Source organism: Streptomyces sp. NPDC003943 (assembly GCF_053605265.1).
Genome location: NZ_JBSGIW010000034.1, coordinates 38,196 through 61,493, shown reverse-complemented (window position 1 = coordinate 61,493; position 23,298 = coordinate 38,196). Strand labels below are relative to the sequence as shown.

Genomic DNA, 23,298 nt, shown 5'->3' with positions numbered 1-23,298 from the left:
GCGCCGGTCTTTGCGGCAAGAATGGGGGCATGAGCGACCGCCCCTCTCCTCTCGCCGACCCGCACATCGCCTTCGACGTGTCCGAAGGACGCCGGGACATCGTCGTCCTCGGCTCCACCGGGTCCATCGGCACCCAGGCCATCGACCTGGTCCTGCGCAACCCCGACCGCTTCCGGGTCACCGCCCTCGCCGCCTCCGGCGGCCGGATCGGGCTGCTCGCCGAGCAGGCGCACCGGCTGAAGGTCGAGGCGGTGGCGGTCGCCCGTGACGACGCGGCCGAGGAGCTGCGCACGGCCCTGAAGGCGCTGTACGGATCCGAGCGGCTGCCCGAGATCCTGGCCGGCCCGGACGCGGCGACCCGGCTCGCCGCGTCCCCGTGCCACACCGTCCTCAACGGCATCACCGGCTCCATCGGCCTCGCGCCCACCCTCGCCGCCCTGGAGGCCGGCCGGACCCTCGCGCTCGCCAACAAGGAGTCGCTGATCGTCGGCGGTCCGCTGGTGAAGGCGCTGGCCAAGCCGGGCCAGATCATCCCGGTCGACTCCGAGCACGCAGCCCTCTTCCAGGCGCTCGCCGCCGGCACCCGCGCCGACGTCCGCAAGCTGGTCGTCACCGCCTCCGGCGGCCCGTTCCGCGGCCGTACCCGCGACCAGCTGGCGAACGTGACCCGCGAGGACGCGCTCGCGCACCCCACCTGGGCCATGGGCCCGGTCATCACGGTCAACAGCGCGACCCTGGTGAACAAGGGCCTGGAGGTCATCGAGGCGCATCTCCTCTACGACATCCCGTTCGACCGCATCGAGGTCGTCGTCCACCCGCAGTCGTACGTGCACTCCATGGTCGAGTTCACGGACGGCTCCACCCTCGCCCAGGCCACCCCGCCGGACATGCGCGGCCCGATCGCCATCGGCATCGGCTGGCCCGAGCGGGTCCCGGACGCCGCCCCCGCCTTCGACTGGTCCACGGCGTCCACCTGGGAGTTCTTCCCCCTCGACGACGACGCCTTCCCGTCCGTGAACCTCGCCCGCCACGTCGGCACGCTCGGCGGCACCGCCCCCGCCGTCTTCAACGCCGCCAACGAGGAGTGCGTGGACGCCTTCCTCGCCGGAAAGCTGCCGTTCAACGGAATCATGGATACGGTCACCGCAGTCGTCACCGAGCACGGGGACCCCGGCAGGGGAACCTCGCTCACGGTGTCGGACGTCCTGGAAGCGGAGACCTGGGCACGGGCCCGGGCCCGGGAACTCGCGGCGAAGGCAATCGCGGAGGCGCGCGCATGACGGTTTTCCTGTACGTACTCGGCCTGGTGCTGTTCGCGCTGGGCCTGCTCGTCTCCATCGCCTGGCACGAGCTCGGCCACCTCTCCACGGCCAAGCTGTTCGGCATCCGCGTCCCGCAGTACATGGTCGGCTTCGGCCCCACCATCTGGTCGCGGAAGAAGGGCGAGACCGAGTACGGCTTCAAGGCCATCCCCGCGGGCGGCTACATCCGCATGATCGGCATGTTCCCGCCCGGCAAGGACGGGCGCATCGAGGCCCGCTCCACCTCGCCCTGGCGGTCCATGATCGAGGACGCCCGCGAGGCATCCTTCGAGGAGCTCCAGCCCGGCGACGAGGACCGGCTCTTCTACACGCGCAAGCCGTGGAAGCGCGTCATCGTCATGTTCGCCGGGCCCTTCATGAACCTGGTGCTCGCCGTCGTGCTGTTCTTCGGCAGCGCCATGGCCATCGGCTTCGAGACCCAGACGACCAAGGTCGCGGGCGTCCAGAAGTGCGTCATCGCCGCCGACAGCAAGCGCGAGAAGTGCCAGGCCGGCGACCCGGTCTCGCCCGCGTACGCCGCCGGGCTCAAGGAGGGCGACAGGATCGTCGCCTTCAACGGCACCCCGGTCGACGACTGGAACACCCTCTCCGACCACATCCGCGGGACCATCGGCCCCGCCACGGTGACCGTCGAGCGGGCCGGGCAGCGGATCGACCTCCACCCCACGCTCATCAAGAACGAGGTCTACAAGAAGGACGCCGACGGCCGGATCGTCCAGCCGTACCAGACCGTCCCCGCCGGATACCTCGGCTTCGCCTCCAAGAGCGAGGTCCTGCCGCTCACCTTCAGCCAGTCCGCGGACCGGATGACCGAGCAGATGAAGGCCGGCGTCAAGTCCGTCATCGCCCTGCCCGGCAAGATCCCCGACCTGTGGAACGCCGCCTTCGGCGACGGCGAGCGCAAGCAGGACTCGCCCGTCGGCGTCGTCGGCGCCGCCCGCATCACCGGCGAGCTGATGACCATCGACGCCCCGAAGACGACCATCCTCGTCATGTTCATGAACCTGCTGGTCATGTTCAACGTGTCGCTGTTCCTGTTCAACATGCTCCCGCTGCTCCCGCTCGACGGCGGCCACATCGCCGGCGCCCTGTGGGAGTCGCTGCGCCGGCACGTCGCCCGGATCTTCAAGCGGCCCGACCCGGGCCCGTTCGACGTCGCCAAGCTGATGCCGGCCGCGTACGTCGTCGCAGGCGTGTTCGTCTGCTTCACCCTGCTCGTCCTCGTCGCCGACATCGTCAATCCGGTGAAGATCACCTGAACCGTTCGGCGGTGCGGGTGGCCGGAAGCCGTGCGGTGTCCGGCCACCCGCCGCCGGGACGGTAATCTCGAAGACCTGAGCCCGATGAACCACACCTTGGGGTTGTACAGCTGATGACCGCGATCTCTCTCGGTATCCCGACCGTTCCGACCCGGCTCGCCGAACGGCGCAAGAGCCGCCAGATCCAGGTCGGATCGGTGGCCGTCGGAGGCGACGCCCCCGTGTCGGTGCAGTCGATGACCACCACCCGCACGTCCGACATCGGCGCCACGCTCCAGCAGATCGCCGAGCTGACCGCCTCCGGCTGCCAGATCGTGCGCGTGGCCTGCCCCACCCAGGACGACGCCGACGCCCTCGCCACCATCGCGAAGAAGTCGCAGATCCCGGTCATCGCCGACATCCACTTCCAGCCGAAGTACGTCTTCGCCGCCATCGACGCCGGCTGCGCCGCGGTCCGCGTCAACCCCGGCAACATCAAGCAGTTCGACGACAAGGTCAAGGAGATCGCCAAGGCGGCCTCCGCGGCCGGCACCCCGATCCGCATCGGCGTCAACGCCGGTTCGCTCGACGCGCGGCTCCTCGCGAAGTACGGCAAGGCCACCCCCGAGGCGCTCGTCGAGTCCGCCCTCTGGGAGGCGTCCCTCTTCGAGGAGCACGGCTTCCACGACATCAAGATCTCGGTCAAGCACAACGACCCGGTCGTGATGGTCAACGCCTACCGTCAGCTCGCCGCCCAGTGCGACTACCCGCTGCACCTCGGCGTCACCGAGGCCGGCCCCGCCTTCCAGGGCACCATCAAGTCCGCCGTCGCCTTCGGCGCGCTGCTCTCCGAGGGCATCGGCGACACCATCCGCGTCTCCCTCTCCGCCCCGCCGGCCGAGGAGATCAAGGTCGGCATCCAGATCCTGGAGTCGCTCAACCTGCGCCAGCGCCGCCTGGAGATCGTCTCCTGCCCGTCCTGCGGCCGCGCCCAGGTCGACGTCTACAAGCTCGCCGAGGAGGTCACCGCCGGCCTCGAGGGCATGGAGGTGCCGCTCCGCGTCGCCGTCATGGGCTGCGTCGTCAACGGCCCCGGCGAGGCCCGCGAGGCCGACCTCGGCGTCGCCTCCGGCAACGGCAAGGGCCAGATCTTCGTCAAGGGCGAGGTCATCAAGACCGTCCCCGAGTCGAAGATCGTCGAGACCCTCATCGACGAGGCCATGAAGATCGCCGAGCAGATGGAGAAGGACGGCGTCATGAGCGGCGAGCCGACCGTCTCCGTCGCCGGCTGACCGCCCCGCCCGCACCGCCCGCGCAAGAAGCCCCTCCGCCACGGAGGGGCTTTTTTCGTACCCCTCGGCAGCGGGAAACGGGGGTACAGTGCCAGGACCAGCAGAACCGTACGGTGAGGCCCCACGTGTTGACGCAATCATCGACGCGGGTCCTCGAACCCGCCGACCTCGGCGCCGCGCTCGCCGTGCTCGACAGCGCGCCCGTCGAGAACGCCTTCGTCACCGCCCGCGTCCAGATGGCCGGGCTCGACCCCTGGCGGCTCGGCGGCGAGATGTGGGGCTGGTACCGCGACGGGATGCTCACCTCGCTCTGCTACTCCGGCGCCAACCTCGTCCCCATCTGCGCCACCCCCGAGGCCGTCCGCGCCTTCGCCGACCGGGCCCGCCGGATCGGCCGCCGCTGCTCCTCCATCGTCGGCCCCGCCGGACCCACCGCCCAGCTCTGGCGGCTCCTCGAACCCGGCTGGGGCCCCGCCCGCGACGTCCGCGCCCACCAGCCGCTCATGACCGCCGAGGCGCCCTCCGCGACCGTGAAGCCCGACCCGCTGGTCCGCCGGGTCCGCAAGGACGAGATGGAGGTGATCATGCCCGCGTGCGTGGCCATGTTCACCGAGGAGGTCGGCATCTCCCCGATGTCCGGCGACGGCGGACTGCTCTACCAGGCCCGCGTCGCCGAACTCGTCGGCTCCGGCCGCTCCTTCGCCCGCATCGAGGACCGCAAGGTCGTCTTCAAGGCCGAGATCGGCGCCGCCACCCGCCAGGCGTGCCAGATCCAGGGCGTCTGGGTGGCCCCCGAACACCGCGGCAAGGGCCTCTCCGAGACCGGCATGGCCGCCGTCCTCCAGTACGCCCTCGCCGACGTCGCGCCCGTCGTCAGCCTGTACGTCAACGACTACAACGCCCCCGCCCGGGCCGCGTACCAGCGCGTCGGCTTCCAGGAGGTCGGCGCCTTCATGAGCGTGCTGTTCTGAACGACCAGGGGTGCTTGTAGGGTGCGGCGCATGGATGAGCGCATGGATGACTCGAAGGTCGTGATCGCTCCCGTCGACCTCGCCGCCCGGGTCGACGAAGCCCTCGCCGTACAGGCCCTCGCCTTCGGTCTCGACGCCGCGGAGATCGCCGTACGCCGCCACATCGTCGTGCGCCACCTGCTCAACCCCGGCGCCCGCGCCTACGGGGCCACCACCCCCGACGGACGGCTCGTCGGCTTCGTCTACGGGATGCCCAACGACCGCACCCACTGGTGGTCCACGGTCGTCGAACCGTATCTGCGCGCCGGCGGGCACGAGGGCTGGCTCGACGACTCCTTCGTCATCACCGAACTCCACGTCCACCCCGGCTACCAGGGCCGGGGCCTCGGCCGCGGACTGATCACCACCATCACCGACCAGTCCGCGCTGCCGCGCTCCATCCTCTCCGCCATCGACACCGAGAGCCCGGCCCGCGGCCTCTACCGCTCCCTCGGCTACACCGACCTCGCCCGCCGCGTCCTGTTCCCCAGTGCGCCGCGCCCGTACGCGGTCATGGGCGCCCCGCTGCCGCTCAAGCGCCGGAACTGATTTCTCCGAGCCGGGGGCGCCCGGCTAACCTCGGGGCCATCACCCTTACCCGGCAGGAGTACGAGAACCATGGCCAACGCACCGGTCCAGCGCATGTCCCAGTTGATGGCGAAGACGCTGCGCGACGACCCGGCGGACGCCGAGGTCCTCAGCCACAAGCTCCTCGTCCGCGCGGGCTACGTCCGCCGCACCGCCGCCGGCATCTGGAGCTGGCTGCCCCTCGGCAAGAAGGTGCTCTCCAACGTCGAGCGCATCGTCCGCGAGGAGATGGACGCCATCGGCGCCCAGGAGGTCTCCCTGCCCGCCCTGCTGCCCCGCGAGCCCTACGAGGCGACCGGCCGCTGGGACGAGTACGGCGCCGAGCTGTTCCGCCTCCAGGACCGCAAGGGCGGCGACTACCTCCTCGGCCCCACCCACGAGGAGATCTTCACCCTCCTGGTGAAGGACCAGGCGTCCTCCTACAAGGACCTGCCGGTCACCCTCTACCAGATCCAGACGAAGTTCCGCGACGAGGCCCGGCCCCGCGCCGGCATCCTGCGCGGCCGCGAGTTCCTCATGAAGGACTCCTACTCCTTCGACCTCGACGACGAGGGCCTCACCACCTCCTACGGCCTGCACCGCCAGGCGTACCAGCGGATCTTCGAGCGCCTCGGCCTCGACTACCGCATCTGCGCCGCCACCGCCGGCGCCATGGGCGGCTCCAAGTCCGAGGAGTTCCTCGCCCCCGCCGAGGCCGGCGAGGACACCTTCGCCGACTGCCCCAACTGCGACTTCGCGGCCAACACCGAGGCGGTGTACTACGAGCTCAAGACGGTCGACGGCTCCGCCGTCCCGGCCGCCGAGGAGATCCCCACCCCCGACACGCCGACCATCGAGACGCTCGCCGCCTCGCTCGGCGTCCCGGCCTCGGCCACGCTCAAGAACCTCCTGGTGAAGGTCGACGGCGAGATCGTCGCCGTCGGCGTCCCCGGCGACCGCGAGGTCGACATGGACAAGGTCGAGGCGCACTTCGCCCCGGCCACCGTCGAGATGGTCACCGAGACCGACTTCACCGAGCGCGCCGACCTGGTCCGCGGCTACGTCGGCCCGCAGGGCCTGGAGAAGGTCACGTACATCGCCGACCCGCGCGTCGCCCCCGGCACCGCGTGGATCACCGGCGCCAACAAGGACGGCATGCACGCCAAGAACGTGGTGGCGGGCCGTGACTTCGAGGTCTCCGAGTACGTCGACGTGGTCGTCGTCCAGGACGGCGACCCGTGCCCCAAGTGCGGCACCGGCCTGAAGCTGGACCGCGCGATCGAGATCGGCCACATCTTCCAGCTCGGCCGCAAGTACGCCGACGCGCTCAAGCTCGACGTGCTCGGCCAGAACGGCAAGCCCGTCCGCGTCACCATGGGCTCGTACGGCGTCGGCGTCTCCCGCGCGGTCGCGGCGCTCGCCGAGCAGACCGCCGACGACAAGGGTCTGTGCTGGCCCGCCGAGGTCGCCCCCGCCGACGTCCACGTCGTCGCCGCCGGCAAGGCCCTGCAGACCGAGCTCGCCCTGGAGGTCTCCGACAAGCTGGCGGCCGCCGGCCTCCGGGTCCTCGTCGACGACCGCGCGGGCGTCTCCCCGGGCGTCAAGTTCACCGACTCCGAGCTCATCGGCGTGCCCAAGATCCTCGTCGCCGGACGCCGCGCGGCCGAGGGCGTCGTGGAGCTCAAGGACCGCCGCACGGGCGAGCGCGAGGAACTCCCGGTGGCCGAGGCCATCGCCCGCCTCTCCGCCTGATTTGGTGACCCCCGAGGGGGCGCGAGTCCCAAGGACCCGCGCCCCCTCGGCGCATTCGTGCCGCGGGACGGAACCCGCCGCCGGGCCGGCGCGGGGTCAGGACTCCCCGTCCGTCGGTGCCGACGGCTCCACCGACGCCCCCGTCAGGTCCTCCACCGCCTCCACCGCCTCCATCGCGTCCGCCCGCCCCGCCAGGTACGCGGGGGTCGGGAGCCCCGGAATGGGCTCCTGGGACGGCGGCAGAGGCGGGATCGAGCCCGACGCCGACGCCGACGTCGAGGCCGACGTCGACGAGCTCGACGTCGTGGGCGCGCCACGCTCCAGGAAGCGGAGGAGCTCGACCGGGATCGGCAGCACCAGCGTCGAGTTCTTCTCGGCCGACACGGCCATCACCGTCTGCAGCAGCCGCAGCTGCAGCGCCGACGGCGTGCTCTCCATCTGCCGCGCCGCCTCCGCCAGCTTCTTCGACGCCTGCAGCTCCGCGTCCGCGTTGATGACCCGCGCCCGCCGCTCGCGGTCGGCCTCCGCCTGCCGGGCCATGGAACGCTTCATGGTCTCGGGCAGCGAGACGTCCTTGATCTCGACGCGGTCGATCTGCACGCCCCAGCCGATCGCGGGCGAGTCCAGCATGAGTTCGAGCCCCTGGTTGAGCTTCTCCCGGTTGGACAGCAGGTCGTCGAGGTCGCTCTTGCCGATGATCGACCGCAGCGAGGTCTGCGCCATCTGCGAGACGGCGAACTTGTAGTCCTCGACCCGCACCAGCGCCTCGGCCGCGTCGACCACCTTGAAGTAGACGACCGCGTCCACCCGCACCGTCACGTTGTCCCGGGTGATGCCCTCCTGGGCCGGCACCGGCATCGTGACGATCTGCATGTTCACCTTGTGCAGCCGGTCCACCAGGGGCACGATCATCGTGAACCCGGGCGGGCGCACCTCGCCGACGAGCCTTCCGAAGCGGAACACCACTCCGCGCTCGTACTGCTTCACCACGCGCGCCGCCGCGCCCGCGTACACCGCGATCGCCACGCCGCCCGCGATGACGGCCGTCAACACTTCCTGGATCATCACGGCCCCCTGCTGTCGAGCCGATCCGGAGGGCTAAAGCGCCCTAAGGTTACAAAAAGGGTATTCCCCTACAGCCAGCCCGCGAACTCGAGCAGCAGCTCCGCGTCCGTCCGCCGCCCCGCCGTCAGCGCGCGGGTCGCGGACTCGACGGCGCGGAACAGGGTCCAGCCGCGCAGCCGCTCCCGGTCCAGCTCCAGGGAGTCGGCGAGCTTGTTGACCCGGCGGCGGGCGGACGAGGCGCCGGCCGAGGCGGCGACCAGGTCCTCGACCCGGTCCCGTACCAGCCGCGCCAGGTCGTAGGCGCGCTCGCCTACCAGCGGCTCCGGGCCGACCGCGAGCCAGGGGGCCCGGTCGGCGGCCAGGACCTTGCCCTGGCGGAAGTTGCCGTGCAGCAGGAAGTGCTCGGCGGCGGAGCCGGTCACGGAGAGCAGCTCCTCACGCGCTGCCAGGGCCTCGGTGACGAGGGCGCCGGTCTCGGCCCCGTCCTCGTACCGCCGCATGCCCTCCGCCTGCCGCTCCGTGCGCTCCGCCACCGACTCGAAGCCGTGCCCGGCCGCCGGCTCCACCCACAGCTTGCGCACGGTGCCCGCGGCCTCCAGGAGCGCCTTCGCCTCCGGCAGGGAGCGCAGGGACACCTCGGGCTGCAGCCGCTCCAGGAGCAGCCCGCCGTGCTCGGTCTCGCCGAGCAGCCGCGCCGCGCCCCAGCCGTTCCAGTGGGCGAGGGCGTCCCGCTCCAGGTCGGGGCGGGCGAACGGCGGCGCGAGCTTCAGGACGGCGCCCGGGACGAGGACGACGAGGCTGCTGCGCCCGCCGGGGGCCACCACGCGCTCGGCGACCAGACCGGCGTGCTCAAGCGTGTCCCGGGCGAGCTCCGGCAGCGTGCCGAGCCAGGCGGCCGCGGCGGCGTCCCCGTACGTCTCGCCGAGCACGCGCACCAGTCGCTGCGGCGGTTCGAAACCCATGCGTGCGTTGTCCCTTAAGTTCGGCTCAGGCCCTGCCCGTGGCCCGTTCGGCGAGCCCAGGAAAGGTTACGTCCCTGCCGCGCCAGCGGACGGCGCGGACCGCCGCCTCGCGCAGCGCCGCCGCCGCGTCCCGGCGCAGCGGGCCGTCGGCGGAACGCACCAGGTCGGAGTAGACGCCGGCCACCCGGTCCTCCAGGACGGCGGCGAGGCGGCCCGCGGCGGCCTGGTCCGGGACCGGGAAGGGCAGCTCGTACGCGGCGGCCGCGGCGACCGGCTCGCCGCCCAGGTCCCGCACGGTACGGCGCAGCGCGTCCCGGCGTGCCCGGTGGGCCTCGTACGCGTCGGCGGCCTCGGCGCGCCGGGCCCGGCCGATGCGGCCGCCGACGACCCCGTACCCGTACACGGCGGCGTGCTCGGCGGCGAGCGCGGCCTGCGCCGCGTCGAGCGCGGTCATCCCCGTCCTCCCTCGGTCGGCTCGGTCAGCAGGAAGGCGTGCGCCGCGCCGGCCGCCGCGACGGACGCGAGCAGCCGGGCGTACTCGGGCGGCGCGGTGAGCAGTGCGGCCGAATGGGTGTCGGCGGTCGCCCGTTCGGCCGCGGCCAGGTCCGTGAGCGCGGCGGCCGGGGTGGCCGGGACGCGGATCATCGTCAAAGACCGGGAAGGAGAGGGGGAGGGGGAGACCGGGCCCGTCGGGCCCGGCGCCGGAGCCGTACCGCCCTCCGCGAGCGCCTGCACGTGCGCCGCCACTGCCGCCCGCAGCGGCGCGAGCCGGGCCGTGAGCGCCGGGAACGCGCCGGTGACCGCGTCGTACCGCAGCAGCAGGTCGCGGCTGGTGGTCGCCGAGCGCCGGCGCAGCGCCGCCTCGGCCGCCGCCGCCCGCTCGGCCGCAGTCGGCTTCCCCGGTCCGGTGTCACGGGAGGCCGTACACCCGGTCAGGGCCATCGCCGTGCCCGCCGCGCCCACGGTGAGAAGCGCGCGTCTGTTCACCGTTGTCAACGCCACTCCCTTGCGTTCACGTTTTCGAAGATCACCGCAGGCGAGCGTACCCGCGTGCCCCGGCCGGTGGACGGCAACACCCTCCGGGACCGGATACCCTTTGATCTGACACGCGACGAACCCACAACAGCACACGCGGCCGAGGAGTCACCCGGATGAGCACCACCCAGAGCGAACGGCTGCGCGGTCTTCTGGAACCGCTCGTTTCCGCGAAGGATCTCGACCTCGAGGAGATCGAGGTGTCCCGGGCCGGCCGCCGCGGACTGCTGAGGGTCATCGTCGACTCGGACGAGGGCGTCGAGCTCGACGCCTGCGCCGAGCTGAGCCGCGTCATCTCCGAGAAGCTCGACGAGACGGACGTCATGGGCGAGGGCGAGTACGTCCTCGAAGTCAGCTCGCCCGGCGCCGACCGCCCCCTCACCCAGCACCGCCACTACGAGCGTGCCGTCGGCCGCCTGGTGAAGCTGCAGCTGACCGAGGGCGGCGAGCTGGTCACCCGGATCATCGCCGTGGACGAGGACGGCCTCGACACCGAGGTGCCGGGCGTGAAGGGCCGCAAGGCCACCGCCCGCCGGGTCGAGTTCGCGGAGATCGCGAAGGCGCGTGTCGAGATCGAGTTCAACCGCAAGGACAAGAAGGAAGAGGAGGCGTAGCCGTGGACATCGACGTGAAGCTCCTGAAGGGCTTGGCACAGGAGAAGGAAATCTCCTTCGAGATGCTGGTCGAGGCGATCGAGTCGGCCCTCCTCATCGCCTACCACCGTGTCCCCGGCGCCCGCCGCCACGCGCGCGTCGAGCTGGACCGGCACACCGGTCACGTGACCGTGTGGGCGAAGGAAGACCCCGCCGACCTGGAGGAGGGGCAGCAGCCGAAGGAGTTCGACGACACGCCGTCGGACTTCGGCCGGATCGCGGCGAGCACCGCCCGCCAGGTCATCCAGCAGCGGCTGCGCGACGCCGAGAACGACGTCACCTTCGGCGAGTACGCGCGCCGCGAGGGCGACATCGTGGCCGGCCAGGTGCAGCAGGGCAAGGACCCGAAGAACGTCCTGGTCAAGCTGGACGACAAGCTCGAGGCCATCCTGCCGGTGCAGGAGCAGGTGCCGGGCGAGGACTACACGCACGGTCTGCGGCTGCGCACGTACGTCGTTCGGGTGGCCAAGGGTGTCCGCGGTCCGTCCGTCACCCTGTCGCGCACCCACCCCAATCTGGTGAAGAAGCTCTTCGCCCTCGAGGTGCCGGAGATCGCCGACGGCTCGGTGGAGATCTCCGCCATCGCCCGTGAGGCCGGCCACCGCACCAAGATCGCCGTCCGTTCCACCCGTTCGGGCCTGAACGCCAAGGGCGCCTGCATCGGCCCGATGGGCAGCCGGGTGCGCAACGTGATGGCGGAGCTGATGGGCGAGAAGATCGACATCGTGGACTGGTCGGACGATCCGGCCGAGATGGTGGCGAACGCGCTCTCCCCGGCGCGCGTGTCCAAGGTCGAGGTCGTGGACCTGGCCGCCCGCTCCGCCCGGGTGACGGTGCCGGACTACCAGCTGTCGCTCGCGATCGGCAAGGAGGGCCAGAACGCCCGCCTCGCCGCGCGGCTCACCGGCTGGCGGATCGACATCCGGCCCGACACCGAGCCGGCCGAGTCCGCCGGTAGCGGCCGGGAGGGCTGAGGGCCCGGGAGACCGAGGTCCTGAGGATCCCCGCCGCAAGGCGGAGATCGTTTTTGGCCAACAACTGTTCGATTTTTGCCTCAAACGGGTGAGGTCGGAACGGGGAGGTAGACTTAATCGTGTCTGGCCGGACGCATGCCCGCGTGTGCCCTGAGCGAACCTGTGTGGGATGCCGGGAGCGAGCGGCCAAGAGCGACCTGCTGCGGGTCGTGGTGAATAAGGACGAGTGCGTTCCCGATCATCGCGGTACGCTGCCCGGCCGGGGTGCGTATGTGCACCCCGCCTTGCACTGTCTCGACCTGGCGGTCCGCCGCCGGGCGTTCCCGAGGTCCTTCCGGACCGCGGGACCGCTCGACACGGCGGCGTTGCGCCGCCACGTCGAGGAAGCGACACCGCAGTGAACAAGAAGTACGGCACGGAACCCCGTGCGGTCAGGTACCTCGCGAGTTGGAAGTAGGTCGAGATTGCGATGAGCACTCGATGAGTACGCGATGAGTACGCCCATGAAGTAGCAACGGTCCGGCGGTAACCGGACCTAAAAGGAGCGAAGTGGCTAAGGTCCGGGTATACGAACTCGCCAAGGAGTTCGGTGTGGAGAGCAAGGTCGTCATGGCCAAGCTCCAAGAACTCGGTGAATTCGTCCGTTCGGCGTCCTCGACGATCGAGGCGCCGGTCGTGCGCAAGTTGACTGATGCTTTGCAGGGTCCCGGCGGTTCCGCCGGCAAGACCGCTGCCAAGCCCGGCGCGCCCCGCAAGGCGGCGCCCGCCCCCAAGCCCGCGGCACCGGCTCCGGCCGCCGCGGCACGTCCCGCTGCCCCCAAGCCCGGCGCCCCGGCCCCCAAGCCGGCCCCCGCCGCGCCCGCGGCCCCGGTCACCCCGGCCGCGCCCGCGAGCAGCACCCCGTCCCCGGCTCCGGCCGCGTCCGGTCCCCGTCCGGGTCCGAAGCCCGCGCCCAAGCCGGCGCCGGCCGCCCCGGCTCCGACCACGCCGGAGTTCACCGCGCCTCCGTCGGCCCCGGCCGCCGGTCCGCGCCCCGGTGGCGCCACCCCCGGCCCGCGTCCGGCCGCTGCCCGTCCGGGCCAGCAGGCGCCGCGTCCGGGTCAGCAGGCCCCCCGTCCCGGCCAGCAGGCCCCGCGTCCGGGCGCTCGTCCGGCCGGTCCGCGTCCGGGCAACAACCCCTTCACGTCCGGTGGCTCCACCGGCATGGCGCGCCCGCAGGCGCCCCGCCCGCAGGGTGGCGCGCCGCGTCCCGGCGGCCCCGGTGCCCCCGGTGCCCCGCGTCCGCAGGGTCCGGGCAGCGTTCCCGGCGCCCCGCGTCCGCAGGGTCAGGGCCCGCGTCCGACCCCCGGTGGCATGCCCCGTCCGCAGGCTCCGCGTCCGGGTGGCCCCGGCGCGCCCGGCGGTAACCGTCCGAACCCGGGCATGATGCCGCAGCGTCCCGCTGCCGGCCCGCGTCCCGGCCCCGGCGGTCGTGGCCCCGGTGGCCCCGGCGGTCGTCCGGGCGGTCCCGGCGGCGGCGGCGGTCGTCCCGGCTTCGCCGGTCGTCCGGCCGGTCCCGGCGGGGGCGGCGGCGGCTTCGCCGGCCGTCCCGGCGGTCCCGGTGGCGGCGGCGGTCGTCCGGGTGGTCCCGGCGGCGGTGGCGGCGGCTTCGGCGGTCGTCCCGGCGGCTTCGGCGGCCGTCCCGGCGGTCCGGGTGGCCGTGGTGGCACGCAGGGCGCCTTCGGTCGTCCCGGCGGTCCCGCGCGTCGCGGTCGCAAGTCGAAGCGGCAGAGGCGCCAGGAGTACGAGGCCATGCAGGCCCCGTCCGTGGGCGGCGTGATGCTGCCTCGCGGCAACGGCGACACCATTCGCCTGTCGCGCGGTGCGTCCCTCACCGACTTCGCGGAGAAGATCGGCGCCAACCCGGCGTCGCTCGTCGCGGTCATGATGAACCTCGGCGAGATGGTCACGGCCACGCAGTCCGTCTCCGACGAGACGCTGCAGCTCCTCGGCGACGAGATGAACTACCAGGTTCAGATCGTCTCCCCCGAGGAGGAGGACCGTGAGCTGCTGGAGTCCTTCGACCTCGAGTTCGGCGAGAATGAGGGCGGCGAAGAGGCCCTGGTCTCCCGTCCGCCGGTCGTGACCGTCATGGGTCACGTCGACCACGGTAAGACCCGACTCCTCGACGCGATCCGCAAGACGAACGTGATCGCGGGCGAGGCCGGTGGCATCACCCAGCACATCGGTGCCTACCAGGTCGCGACCCAGGTCAACGACGAAGAGCGTCGCATCACCTTCATCGACACCCCGGGTCACGAGGCGTTCACCGCCATGCGTGCCCGTGGTGCGAAGTCGACCGACATCGCGATCCTCGTGGTCGCGGCCAACGACGGCGTCATGCCGCAGACGATCGAGGCGCTCAACCACGCCAAGGCCGCCGGCGTCCCGATCGTCGTCGCGGTCAACAAGATCGACGTCGAGGGTGCCGACCCGGTCAAGGTGCGCGGTCAGCTCACCGAGTTCGGTCTGGTGGCCGAGGAGTACGGCGGCGACACGATGTTCGTCGACATCTCCGCCAAGCAGGGTCTGCACATCGACTCCCTGCTGGAGGCCGTCGTCCTCACCGCCGACGCCTCGCTCGACCTCCGGGCCAACCCGAACCAGGACGCGCAGGGCATCGCGATCGAGTCCCACCTCGACCGCGGCCGCGGTGCGGTCTCGACCGTCCTCGTCCAGCGAGGCACGCTGCGCATCGGCGACACGATGGTCGTCGGCGACGCGTACGGCCGTGTCCGCGCGATGCTCGACGACAAGGGCAACAACGTCGAGGAGGCGACCCCGTCGACTCCGGTCCTGGTCCTGGGTCTCACCAACGTCCCGGGTGCGGGCGACAACTTCCTCGTCGTCGACGAGGACCGCACCGCCCGCCAGATCGCCGAGAAGCGCGCCGCGCGTGAGCGCAACGCCGCCTTCGCCAAGCGCGTCCGCCGGGTGTCCCTCGAGGACCTCGACAAGGTGCTCAAGGCCGGTCAGGTCCAGGAACTCAACCTCATCATCAAGGGCGACGCGTCCGGTGCGGTCGAGGCTCTCGAGTCCTCGCTGCTCCAGCTCGACGTCGGTGAAGAGGTCGACATCCGCGTCCTGCACCGTGGTGTGGGTGCGGTCACCGAGTCCGACATCGACCTGGCCATGGGCTCCGACGCCATCGTCATCGGCTACAACGTCCGTGCGGCCGGCCGTGCCGCGCAGATGGCGGAGCGCGAGGGCGTCGACGTCCGGTACTACTCGGTCATCTACCAGGCGATCGAGGAGATCGAGGCGGCGCTCAAGGGCCTCCTCAAGCCGGAGTACGAAGAGGTCGAGCTCGGTACGGCGGAGATCCGCGAGGTCTTCCGCTCGTCCAAGCTGGGCAACATCGCCGGTGTCCTCATCCGCTCGGGCGAGGTCAAGCGCAACACCAAGGCGCGCCTCATCCGCGACGGCAAGGTCATCGCGGAGAACCTCAACATCGAGGGTCTGCGCCGCTTCAAGGACGACGTCACCGAGATCCGCGAGGGCTTCGAGGGTGGTATCAACCTCGGAAACTTCAACGACATCAAGATCGACGACGTCATCGCGACGTACGAGATGCGCGAGAAGCCGCGCGTGTAACACGCGGCGCTGAGGTCGGGGCCGGTCGGCGGAAAGTATTCCGTCGATCGGCCCCGGCCGTTGCGTGTACGGTTTTGATGTTCCCCCGCCGGGCGTCGGTCCGGCGGGACGTCGAACCCGAACCGGCGGGACATCCGGCACCGCATGTACGTGGGGACTCTGTCCTTCGATCTGCTCCTCGGCGACGTTCATTCGTTGAAGGAGAAACGCTCCGTCGTCCGGCCCATCGTCGCCGAGCTCCAGCGCAAGTTCTCCGTGAGCGCGGCCGAGGTGGGCGACCAGGACCTCCATCGCAGGGCCCAGCTCGGGGTCGCGCTGGTGGCCGGGGACGCGGGGTTCGTGTCGGACGTGCTGGACCGCTGCGAGCGGCTGGTCGCGGCCCGGCCCGAGGTGGAGCTGCTCTCGGTGCGACGCAGGCTCCACACTGATGAAGACTGAATGAGCAAGGCAAAGAAGGAGACGGACCAGTGGCCGACAACGCGCGGGCGAAGAAGCTGGCGGACCTCATCCGGGAGGTGGTCGCCGAGAAGCTGCAGCGCGGCATCAAGGACCCGCGCCTGGGTACGCACGTGACCATCACGGACACCCGCGTCACCGGTGACCTGCGGGAGGCCACGGTCTTCTACACGGTCTACGGCGACGAGGAGGAGCGCGCGAGCGCCGCCGCCGGCCTGGAGAGCGCCAAGGGCATCCTGCGCTCGGCCGTGGGCAAGGCCGCGGGCACCAAGTTCACCCCGACGCTGACCTTCGTGGCGGACGCCCTCCCGGAGACCGCCAAGAACATCGAGGACCTCCTCGACCGGGCGCGCGCCTCGGACGCCGCGGTGCGCGAGGCGTCGTCGGGCGCCCGGTTCGCCGGCGAGGCCGACCCGTACAAGAAGCCGGGCGAGGACGAAGCCGCCGAATGAGCACCTCGGGAAAGACGCCCGACGGGCTTGTCATCGTCGACAAGCCGTCGGGCTTCACTTCGCACGACGTCGTGGCCAAGATGCGCGGGATCGCCAAGACCCGCCGCGTCGGCCACGCCGGCACGCTCGACCCCATGGCCACGGGCGTTCTCGTCCTCGGCGTGGAGCGGGCGACCAAGCTGCTCGGTCACCTCGCGCTGACCGAGAAGGAGTACCTGGGCACGATCCGCCTCGGGCAGACCACCATCACCGACGACGCCGAGGGCGAGATCACGGCGTCGGTCGACGCGTCGAAGGTCACCCGCGAGCAGATCGACGCGGGCGTGGCCGAGCTCACCGGCGAGATCATGCAGGTGCCGTCGAAGGTCTCCGCGATCAAGATCGACGGCAAGCGCTCGTACGCACGCGTGCGCGGCGGCGAGGAGTTCGAGATCCCGGCCCGGCCGGTCACCGTCTCCTCGTTCCGCGTGTACGACGTGCGCGAGGCGACGGCGGAGGACGGCACCGCCGTCGTGGACCTCGTGGTCTCCGTCGTCTGCTCCTCCGGGACGTACATCCGGGCGCTCGCCCGGGACCTGGGCGCCGGACTCGGCGTGGGCGGCCATCTGACCGCGCTGCGCCGCACCCGGGTCGGCCCGTACAAGCTGGACAGCGCCCGGACCCTGGACCAGCTCCAGGAGGACCTCACGGTCATGCCGGTCGCCGAGGCCGCCGAGGCGGCGTTCCCGCGCTGGGACGTCGACGCCAGGCGGGCCCGGCTGCTGCTCAACGGCGTACGCCTGGAGATGCCGGAGTACCCGAAGGGACCGGTCGCGGTCTTCGGGCCGGAGGGCAAGCTGCTCGCGCTGGTCGAGGACCAGCGGGGGAAGGCGAAGAGCCTGGCCGTCTTCGGCTGAGCCCGGTCGACTCGACGAGGGGGGGGCCCCGCGCCGGCGTGCCCGCCCCTTCGCGTTTTTTCACCCTCCCGTGTAGGCGCTCGAAGCGAATGGGGGAGTGAGAGGGGGCGCGTTCGGTTCGCGCGCTTCACTCGGCGATCATCGCCGCCCTACCGTTTCGAACCATGCGGAGCGGGGACCGGGCGGCACTGGTGCGGATCGAGGATCCGACCGGGCGACCGGTCGGCACCGGCTTCCCCGTCGACCTCCACGGCACCCTCCTCACCGGCCACGAGGTCGTCGAAGGCCACGACACCCTGCTCCTGCGCGCCCCCGACGGCCGCGCCTGGCGCACCGGCCCCGGCGACATCACCCCGCTGCCCGGCACCGGCCTCGCGCTCGTCTGCAGCCAGGGCCTCGGCTGCCGCCCGCTGCCGCTCGCCCGGCGCCGGGACCTCGAACCCGGCGCGTACGTACGGATCTCCGCGCACGGCTGGCGCGAGGCCCGGGTGCTCGGCGCGACCGCCGGGCCCGCGCTCGAACTGGCCATCGGCACCGAGGGCGCCGAAGCCCTCCGGGACGGCGGCCCGGCCGCCGGCGGCCCCGTCCTCGACCCCACCACCGGCGCGGTCCTCGCCGTCCTCGGCACCGCCCGCCACGGCAACCACCGCGCCGCCGGCCACGCCCTCCCCATCCCCCCGCACGGCCCCCTGGCCCCCCTGCTCCACCACAACGCCTCGGCCGCGCCCTGCTACGGCCAGGACCTGAACCTGGCGGGAGTGCTCGAACTCACGGCGACCACTCTCGGACAGACCGAGGACCACCCGGACGGCCGGCTGGGGGAGTTGGGCGAGGAGCTGGCAAGAGGCTGGCCGACGGGCCCCGGAACGGCCTCTCCCGGCGGGAAGGGCGGGGACGCGGGCGGGAGCACCGGGCCCGGCGCGGCCGCGGACGGGGACGGGGACACGGACCGGGCCTCCGGCGAGGGGCGGATCGGGAGCTCCCCTGGCACGTGGCCGGGGGACCCGGGCCTGGCTTCGGGCGGCGGCGGCGCGCCGGGACCGGCCGGGGCATCGCCCGGCGACCTCGGCGAGGCGCCGGTCGGGGCCCGGCCGACCACGCTCGGTCCGGTCCAGGACTTCCGGGACGGGCGGCCCGGCGGCGCGTGGCCGGGGGACCCGGGCCTGGCTTCGGGCGGCGGCGGCGCGCCCGGTCCGGCCGGGGCTTCGCCCGGTTCGGCCCAGGACTCCCGGGACGGGCGGTTGTCGGACCCGGGGGAGGCGCTCGGCGGCGGTCGGCCTGTCGCGCCGGGGCCAGACCCTGCCGGGGGTGCCCGGTCGGGTGGCCGGGCTCCCGTCGTGGCCGTCGTCGGGGTGCCCGGCAGTGGGCGGACCACCGCGCTCGCGGGGCTCGCCGCGCGCCGTGTCCGTGGCCCGGCGCCCGCGCCCGCGCTGTGGTTGCGCGGGGCCGATCTGCGGGCCGGTGACCGGTGCGTCGCCGATGCGGTGGGGCGGGCGCTGCGGCGGGCCGGGCGGATCGCCGCCGCGTCCGGGACACCGGGTGACCCGGCCGGCGTCACGGCCGAGGAGGCCGCCGCGGTCGGGCCGCTGCTCGTGCTCCTCGACGCGCCCGAGGAGATGCCGCCGTTGCTCGCCCATCGCCTCGCGGGCTGGACCAGCGCGACCGAGGAGTGGCTCACCGCCAACGGCGCGCGCATGGTCGTCGCCTGCCGGCCCGAGCACTGGGAGCAGGCGAGCCCGCTGTACGGGACCGAGCCGGCCACCGTCCTCCTCGGCGACCTCAGCGAGGCGGAGGCCGCCGAGGCCCGGCGTCGGCACGGCGTCCCCGACGACGGCATCGCCGAGGCGGACGCCCGGCACCCGCTCGCCCTCAGGCTTCTCGGCGAGCTGCGCGCCGCCACCCGCGGCGACCTGCCGGGCCGGCCGGGCCGCGACGAGATCTTCGCCGCCCACCTCGACCTGATGTGCCTGCGCGTCGCCGTCCGGATCGCCGCCGCCCGCCGCCCCGTGCTGCGCGGCACCGCCGTCCGCCGGCTCGCCGCCCGCGTCTGCGGCCAGGTCCACGAGGCCGCCCGCCGCTGCCTCGGCCCCGGCCAGGGCGAACTCGACCGGCAGTCCTTCGAGGAGCTCTTCCCCTGGTCCACCGGCTGGGCCCCGGCCGTGCTCACCGAGTCGCTCCTCGTCCCGGCCGGTCCCGGCTACCGCTTCGCCCACGAGGAGTTCGCCGACTGGCTCCAGGCCACCCACCTCGACCTCGACCGCGCCCTTCCCACCCTCGTCCACCCCCCGACCCCGCTCCCCGTTCCCCGCCACCGCATCGGCCCGGTCCTCCAGGCCCTCCACCACCTGCACCGCGACCACGGTCCGGAGGGCCTGACGCCCCGCCTCCTGTGGCTGGCGGACGCGCTCGCGGCGACCAGGGGAGGGGCCGCGCCGGGCGGCGGCCCGGAATCCGGCGGCCCGGGAACCCCCGCAGCCGACGGCGCGGAAGGGCAACCGCCCGCGGGCCGGGCCGGCGCGGTCGCCGAAGGGGCCTGGTGGGCCTCGCGGCTGTTCGTCGGGTTCCTCGACGGGACCCCGGATCCGCGGCCGTATCTGCCGGTGCTGCGACGGGTCGCCGACCACATCGGGACGGTGGGCGCGCTGCCCGGACTCGGCGTCGGGTTCTGGCGGGGACTGACCGTCGCCGAGGACGAGCGGCTCGACCTGCTGCGGCGGCTCGTCGGGGCCGACCCCCTGCCCGAGGGGCGCTTTCTCGACCTGGTCGCGGAGCGGCTCGTGGCCGACCCGCGCGGGGTGCAGCCGCTGCTCTGCCGCTGGTTCGGCGACGAGCGGACACTGGCCGGGGCGCCCGGGGCCACCGTCGGGGCCGCCGCGCAGGCGCTGCTGCACACCCACCGGTCGGCGGCCGTGGACGATCTGTGCGAGGCGCTGGTCGCGACCGCGCACCCGCTCGCCGAAGGGCTGCTCAGCGCCCTCGCCGCGGACGAGCCGGCGGCGCTGTGCCGGGCCGTGGATCGGTGGGCGCACGACGACGGGCGGCCGGAGCGGCGGGCGGCGGCAGCGGCGTACGGCGAGCTGGTCGCCCCGTACGCCACCGCCGCCGACCGGAGCACCCTGCGCTACGCGGCCCTCGCGCTGCTCGCCCGGCCCGCCGACCGGGCCCTGCACGGGACCGCGCTCGGCCTGCTCGTACGGGACCCGGACTGCCGGGGGCGGTTCCTGCCGCGCGCGGCCGCCGACCCGGCCGTGCCCGTGGCCGCCCTCGCCGCCGCGCTCCCGACCCACCCCGAGCCCGTACTCGACGCGCTGCGCCGCCGGCTCCTCGGCGACGAGCCCGCCGCCGTCCTGCACGTCCTCGCCGAGGTCGACACCCCGCGCCTCGCCCGCCGCGCCGCCGCCCTCGTCGCCGAGTACGCCGAGGCGCGCCCCGAAGGCGCCCCGCTCGTCGCCGCCTTCGTCGACCGGCGGCTGGAGGAGGGGCCGGAGGTGCGCTGCGTCCTGCACCCCCTCGTCACCGGCCTGCTGCGCCTCCCCGCGCCCCGCGCCGCCCTCGCGCCCGTGCTCGCCGCCCCCGGAACCGGCGCCTCCCGCTTTATTCGCGGGGAGCTGAGAGACATGGCCAACACCATGCCGATGCCGACGAAGCCGCATGCTCATGGCAGTCTTAGACCAGCGCCGACAGGCGCGGGCGTACACGTGGACATGGGTACAGGCGGACGAGGAGCGGTCACAGTGCAGCGCTGGCGTGGCTTGGAGGACATCCCCGAGGACTGGGGGCGCAGCGTCGTCACCATCGGCTCCTACGACGGGGTGCACCGCGGGCACCAGCTGATCGTCGGCCGGGCCGTGGAGCGCGCCCGCGAGCTGGGCGTCCCCTCCGTCGTCGTCACCTTCGACCCGCACCCCTCCGAGGTCGTCCGCCCCGGCAGCCACCCGCCGCTGCTCGCCCCGCACCACCGGCGCGCCGAGCTGATGGCCGAGCTCGGCGTGGACGCGGTCCTGGTCCTGCCGTTCACGGCCGAGTTCTCGCAGCTGTCCCCGGCCGACTTCATCGTGAAGGTCCTCGTCGACAAGCTGCACGCCAAGCGCGTGATCGAGGGCCCCAACTTCCGCTTCGGCCACCGCGCCGCGGGCAACGTCGCGTACCTCGCCGAGCTCGGCGCCACCTACGACTACGACGTCGAGGTCATCGACCTGCGAGTGACCGGCGCCGCCGGCGGCGGCGAGCCGTTCTCCTCCACCCTCACCCGCCGCCTCGTCGCCGAGGGCGACATGGCGGGCGCGGCCGAGATCCTCGGCCGCCCGCACCGCGTCGAGGGCGTCGTCGTGCGCGGCGCCCAGCGCGGCCGCGAGCTGGGCTTCCCGACCGCCAACGTCGAGACCCTGCCGCACACCGCGATCCCCGCCGACGGCGTCTACGCGGGCTGGCTGACCGCCGCCGGCGAGCGGATGCCCGCCGCGATCTCGGTGGGCACCAACCCGCAGTTCGACGGCACCGAGCGGACCGTGGAGGCGTACGCGATCGACCGCGAGGGCCTGGACCTGTACGGCCTCCACGTCACCGTCGACTTCCTCGCCTACGTGCGCGGGATGCTCAAGTTCGACACCCTCGACGACCTGCTCGTGGCGATGGCCGACGACGTCAAGAAGTGCCGGGAGCTGACCGCCGCGTACGACGCCGCGCACCCCTCCGCGTAACGCTCACCAGGTCACGTACAGCTCGCGCGGCCCCCGGATCAGGCCCTTGGACTGGAACGGCACGTCCTCGGGCCGGCCCACGAGTCGCAGCTCCGGGTAGCGGGCGAGCAGCGTCGACAGCATCACCTCGGACTCCATCCGGGTCAGCATCGCGCCCATGCAGTGGTGCGGCCCGTGGCCGAAGGAGAGGTGGCCGACGCCCGTACGGTCGAAGTCGACGGCGTGCGGGTCGTCGAAGACCTCCGGGTCGCGGTTGGCGGCCAGGTACGACGCGTACACCGCCTCGCCGGCCCGGATCACCACCCCGCCGACCTCGACGTCCTCCAGGGCGATCCGCGGCAGGCCCACGCCGTTGCGGTGCGGGATCCAGCGCAGCAGTTCGTCCACGGCCTGCGGGAGCAACTCGGGTTCGGCGCGCAGCCGGGCCGTCAGGTCCGGCCGGCTGAGCAGCAGGAACACCATGTTGGCGCTGTTGTTGCGGACCGCGTGCGCGCCGCTGATCAGGATCGCCATGGCCAGCGACACGGCCTCGTCGGCGTCGATGTGCCCCTCGGCCAGGGACTCGGCGAGCACCCCGCCCAGGTCGTCGGCGGGCTCGGCCCGACGCTGTTCGAGCAGCCGGGTGATGTAGCCGTGGATCTGGGCCTTCGCGGCCCGGCTGCTCTCCGGACCCGGCCCGGAGGAGAGGATGAGGTCCGGCCAGGAGGCCAGCTCCGCGCGGTCCGCGTCCGGGATGCCGAGGAGATCGCACACCACGGACAGCGGCAGCGGCCCGTGCAGGTGCGTCATCAGGTCCGCCGGCCGCCCGGCCGCCTCCATCGCGTCGAGGAGCCGGTCCGTGGTGGCCTGGGCGAGCGGGCGCAGCCGTTTGGTGGACTGCCCGGTGAAAGCTTTCGTCACCGCCTTGCGCAGCTGTGTGTGGTACGGCGGATCGGCGTAGTTCAGGGCCGCCTTGGAGGCCACCATGTGGCCGGTCATCCCGGTGACCTGGCGATCGAGCAGGGCCGTCCGGCTGAACCGGGGATCCGACGTCACCGCGCGGACGTCCTCGTAGCGGGTGACCAGCCACGCCTCGTGGTCCGCGCCGAACGGCAGCCGGATCCGGGCGACGGGCTCGTCATGGAGCAGTTCGGTCAGCAGCGGGTCGAAGTCGAGGGCCGGCAGGTCCTCGACCGCCCAGGTGCGGACGGGCCGTGGCACGGCCGTGGGTTCGGAGGTCATGTGGACGGTGTTCCCAGCCGCCCGGGCCCGCGACACGCCGAGCGCCGACAGCCCCCCGTACGGACGAATT

General features: G+C 73.0%; 19 protein-coding genes. 14 read left to right on the top strand and 5 right to left on the bottom strand.

Annotation, left to right across the window (positions count from 1 at the left end; genetic code table 11):
* Positions 1-29 precede the first annotated feature (29 nt).
* The 6 genes from dxr to ACWEV0_RS16640 all read left to right on the top strand — a co-directional run bounded on the left by dxr (position 30) and on the right by ACWEV0_RS16640 (position 7,181).
* Positions 30-1,280 (top strand): 1-deoxy-D-xylulose-5-phosphate reductoisomerase, encoded by a 1,251-nt coding sequence (gene dxr / locus ACWEV0_RS16665; protein WP_453150011.1) that lies wholly within the window; start codon positions 30-32, stop codon positions 1,278-1,280.
* Positions 1,277-2,581, top strand: coding sequence for a M50 family metallopeptidase (locus ACWEV0_RS16660; RefSeq protein ID WP_453150010.1), 1,305 nt, complete (start codon positions 1,277-1,279; stop codon positions 2,579-2,581). Before dxr ends, ACWEV0_RS16660 begins: the two co-directional genes overlap by 4 nt.
* 113 nt (positions 2,582-2,694) lie before the next feature.
* A complete protein-coding gene (gene ispG, locus ACWEV0_RS16655) occupies positions 2,695-3,852 on the top strand; it encodes a flavodoxin-dependent (E)-4-hydroxy-3-methylbut-2-enyl-diphosphate synthase (protein ID WP_453150009.1) in 1,158 nt (385 codons plus the stop codon).
* A gap of 125 nt (positions 3,853-3,977) precedes the next feature.
* Positions 3,978-4,823 (top strand): GNAT family N-acetyltransferase, encoded by an 846-nt coding sequence (locus ACWEV0_RS16650; protein WP_453150008.1) that lies wholly within the window; start codon positions 3,978-3,980, stop codon positions 4,821-4,823.
* A gap of 42 nt (positions 4,824-4,865) precedes the next feature.
* Complete coding sequence (locus ACWEV0_RS16645) at positions 4,866-5,411, top strand: GNAT family N-acetyltransferase (RefSeq protein WP_453150007.1); 546 nt, start codon at positions 4,866-4,868, stop codon at positions 5,409-5,411.
* Between the two features lie 69 nt (positions 5,412-5,480).
* Positions 5,481-7,181 (top strand): proline--tRNA ligase, encoded by a 1,701-nt coding sequence (locus ACWEV0_RS16640; protein WP_453150006.1) that lies wholly within the window; start codon positions 5,481-5,483, stop codon positions 7,179-7,181.
* Between the two features lie 96 nt (positions 7,182-7,277).
* Here the strand turns inward: ACWEV0_RS16640 and ACWEV0_RS16635 are convergent, their stop codons facing one another.
* The 4 genes from ACWEV0_RS16635 to ACWEV0_RS16620 form a co-directional block, all read right to left on the bottom strand.
* Entirely contained in the window at positions 7,278-8,246 is a 969-nt protein-coding gene (locus tag ACWEV0_RS16635) for a slipin family protein (protein ID WP_453150005.1), read from the bottom strand.
* A gap of 68 nt (positions 8,247-8,314) precedes the next feature.
* Positions 8,315-9,208, bottom strand: a complete 894-nt coding sequence (locus ACWEV0_RS16630; protein WP_453150004.1) for an aminoglycoside phosphotransferase family protein — start codon at positions 9,206-9,208, stop codon at positions 8,315-8,317.
* A gap of 25 nt (positions 9,209-9,233) precedes the next feature.
* Complete coding sequence (locus tag ACWEV0_RS16625) at positions 9,234-9,662, bottom strand: ferritin-like domain-containing protein (RefSeq protein ID WP_453150003.1); 429 nt, start codon at positions 9,660-9,662, stop codon at positions 9,234-9,236.
* Positions 9,659-10,204 carry a hypothetical protein gene (locus ACWEV0_RS16620; RefSeq protein ID WP_453150002.1) on the bottom strand — a complete coding sequence of 182 codons (546 nt, stop codon included), beginning with the start codon at positions 10,202-10,204 and terminating at the stop codon, positions 9,659-9,661. The genes ACWEV0_RS16625 and ACWEV0_RS16620 overlap by 4 nt, the downstream gene beginning before the upstream one ends.
* Positions 10,205-10,359: 155 nt before the next feature.
* Between ACWEV0_RS16620 and rimP the strand changes: the two genes are divergently transcribed.
* The 8 genes from rimP to ACWEV0_RS16580 all read left to right on the top strand — a co-directional run bounded on the left by rimP (position 10,360) and on the right by ACWEV0_RS16580 (position 22,007).
* Positions 10,360-10,857: a ribosome maturation factor RimP gene (gene rimP, locus ACWEV0_RS16615; RefSeq protein ID WP_453150001.1), complete on the top strand. Its 498-nt coding sequence runs from the start codon at positions 10,360-10,362 to the stop codon at positions 10,855-10,857.
* A 2-nt stretch (positions 10,858-10,859) separates the two neighbouring features.
* The gene (nusA, locus tag ACWEV0_RS16610; protein ID WP_453150000.1) at positions 10,860-11,870 is read left to right on the top strand and encodes a transcription termination factor NusA; all 1,011 of its coding nucleotides are present in this window, start codon (positions 10,860-10,862) and stop codon (positions 11,868-11,870) included.
* Between the two features lie 119 nt (positions 11,871-11,989).
* Complete coding sequence (locus ACWEV0_RS16605; protein WP_453149999.1) at positions 11,990-12,271, top strand: YlxR family protein; 282 nt, start codon at positions 11,990-11,992, stop codon at positions 12,269-12,271.
* A gap of 148 nt (positions 12,272-12,419) precedes the next feature.
* Positions 12,420-15,503 carry a translation initiation factor IF-2 gene (infB, locus tag ACWEV0_RS16600; RefSeq protein ID WP_453149998.1) on the top strand — a complete coding sequence of 1,028 codons (3,084 nt, stop codon included), beginning with the start codon at positions 12,420-12,422 and terminating at the stop codon, positions 15,501-15,503.
* 144 nt (positions 15,504-15,647) lie between these two features.
* Positions 15,648-15,941, top strand: a complete 294-nt coding sequence (locus ACWEV0_RS16595; RefSeq protein ID WP_453149997.1) for a DUF503 domain-containing protein — start codon at positions 15,648-15,650, stop codon at positions 15,939-15,941.
* 29 nt (positions 15,942-15,970) lie between these two features.
* On the top strand, positions 15,971-16,411 hold the full coding sequence (gene rbfA / locus ACWEV0_RS16590) for a 30S ribosome-binding factor RbfA (protein ID WP_403791570.1): 441 nt from the start codon (positions 15,971-15,973) through the stop codon (positions 16,409-16,411).
* Positions 16,408-17,307 carry a tRNA pseudouridine(55) synthase TruB gene (truB, locus tag ACWEV0_RS16585; RefSeq protein ID WP_453149996.1) on the top strand — a complete coding sequence of 300 codons (900 nt, stop codon included), beginning with the start codon at positions 16,408-16,410 and terminating at the stop codon, positions 17,305-17,307. The genes rbfA and truB overlap by 4 nt, the downstream gene beginning before the upstream one ends.
* A 3,734-nt stretch (positions 17,308-21,041) precedes the next feature.
* On the top strand, positions 21,042-22,007 hold the full coding sequence (locus ACWEV0_RS16580) for a bifunctional riboflavin kinase/FAD synthetase (RefSeq protein ID WP_453150018.1): 966 nt from the start codon (positions 21,042-21,044) through the stop codon (positions 22,005-22,007).
* Between the two features lie 3 nt (positions 22,008-22,010).
* Here ACWEV0_RS16580 and ACWEV0_RS16575 read toward each other — a convergent pair whose 3' ends face one another.
* Positions 22,011-23,228: a cytochrome P450 gene (locus ACWEV0_RS16575; RefSeq protein WP_453149995.1), complete on the bottom strand. Its 1,218-nt coding sequence runs from the start codon at positions 23,226-23,228 to the stop codon at positions 22,011-22,013.
* Positions 23,229-23,298 lie beyond the last annotated feature (70 nt).

Excerpts from the sequence above, each read along its gene's own strand:
- dxr (WP_453150011.1), top strand. The coding sequence starts at position 30 with ATGAGCGACCGCCCCTCTCCTCTCGCCGACCCGCACATCGCCTTCGAC.
- ACWEV0_RS16660 (WP_453150010.1), top strand. The coding sequence starts at position 1,277 with ATGACGGTTTTCCTGTACGTACTCGGCCTGGTGCTGTTCGCGCTGGGC.
- ispG (WP_453150009.1), top strand. The coding sequence starts at position 2,695 with ATGACCGCGATCTCTCTCGGTATCCCGACCGTTCCGACCCGGCTCGCC.
- ACWEV0_RS16645 (WP_453150007.1), top strand. The coding sequence starts at position 4,866 with ATGGATGACTCGAAGGTCGTGATCGCTCCCGTCGACCTCGCCGCCCGG.
- ACWEV0_RS16640 (WP_453150006.1), top strand. The coding sequence starts at position 5,481 with ATGGCCAACGCACCGGTCCAGCGCATGTCCCAGTTGATGGCGAAGACG.
- ACWEV0_RS16635 (WP_453150005.1), bottom strand. The coding sequence starts at position 8,246 with ATGATCCAGGAAGTGTTGACGGCCGTCATCGCGGGCGGCGTGGCGATC.
- ACWEV0_RS16630 (WP_453150004.1), bottom strand. The coding sequence starts at position 9,208 with ATGGGTTTCGAACCGCCGCAGCGACTGGTGCGCGTGCTCGGCGAGACG.
- ACWEV0_RS16625 (WP_453150003.1), bottom strand. The coding sequence starts at position 9,662 with ATGACCGCGCTCGACGCGGCGCAGGCCGCGCTCGCCGCCGAGCACGCC.
- rimP (WP_453150001.1), top strand. The coding sequence starts at position 10,360 with ATGAGCACCACCCAGAGCGAACGGCTGCGCGGTCTTCTGGAACCGCTC.
- ACWEV0_RS16595 (WP_453149997.1), top strand. The coding sequence starts at position 15,648 with ATGTACGTGGGGACTCTGTCCTTCGATCTGCTCCTCGGCGACGTTCAT.
- truB (WP_453149996.1), top strand. The coding sequence starts at position 16,408 with ATGAGCACCTCGGGAAAGACGCCCGACGGGCTTGTCATCGTCGACAAG.
- ACWEV0_RS16575 (WP_453149995.1), bottom strand. The coding sequence starts at position 23,228 with ATGACCTCCGAACCCACGGCCGTGCCACGGCCCGTCCGCACCTGGGCG.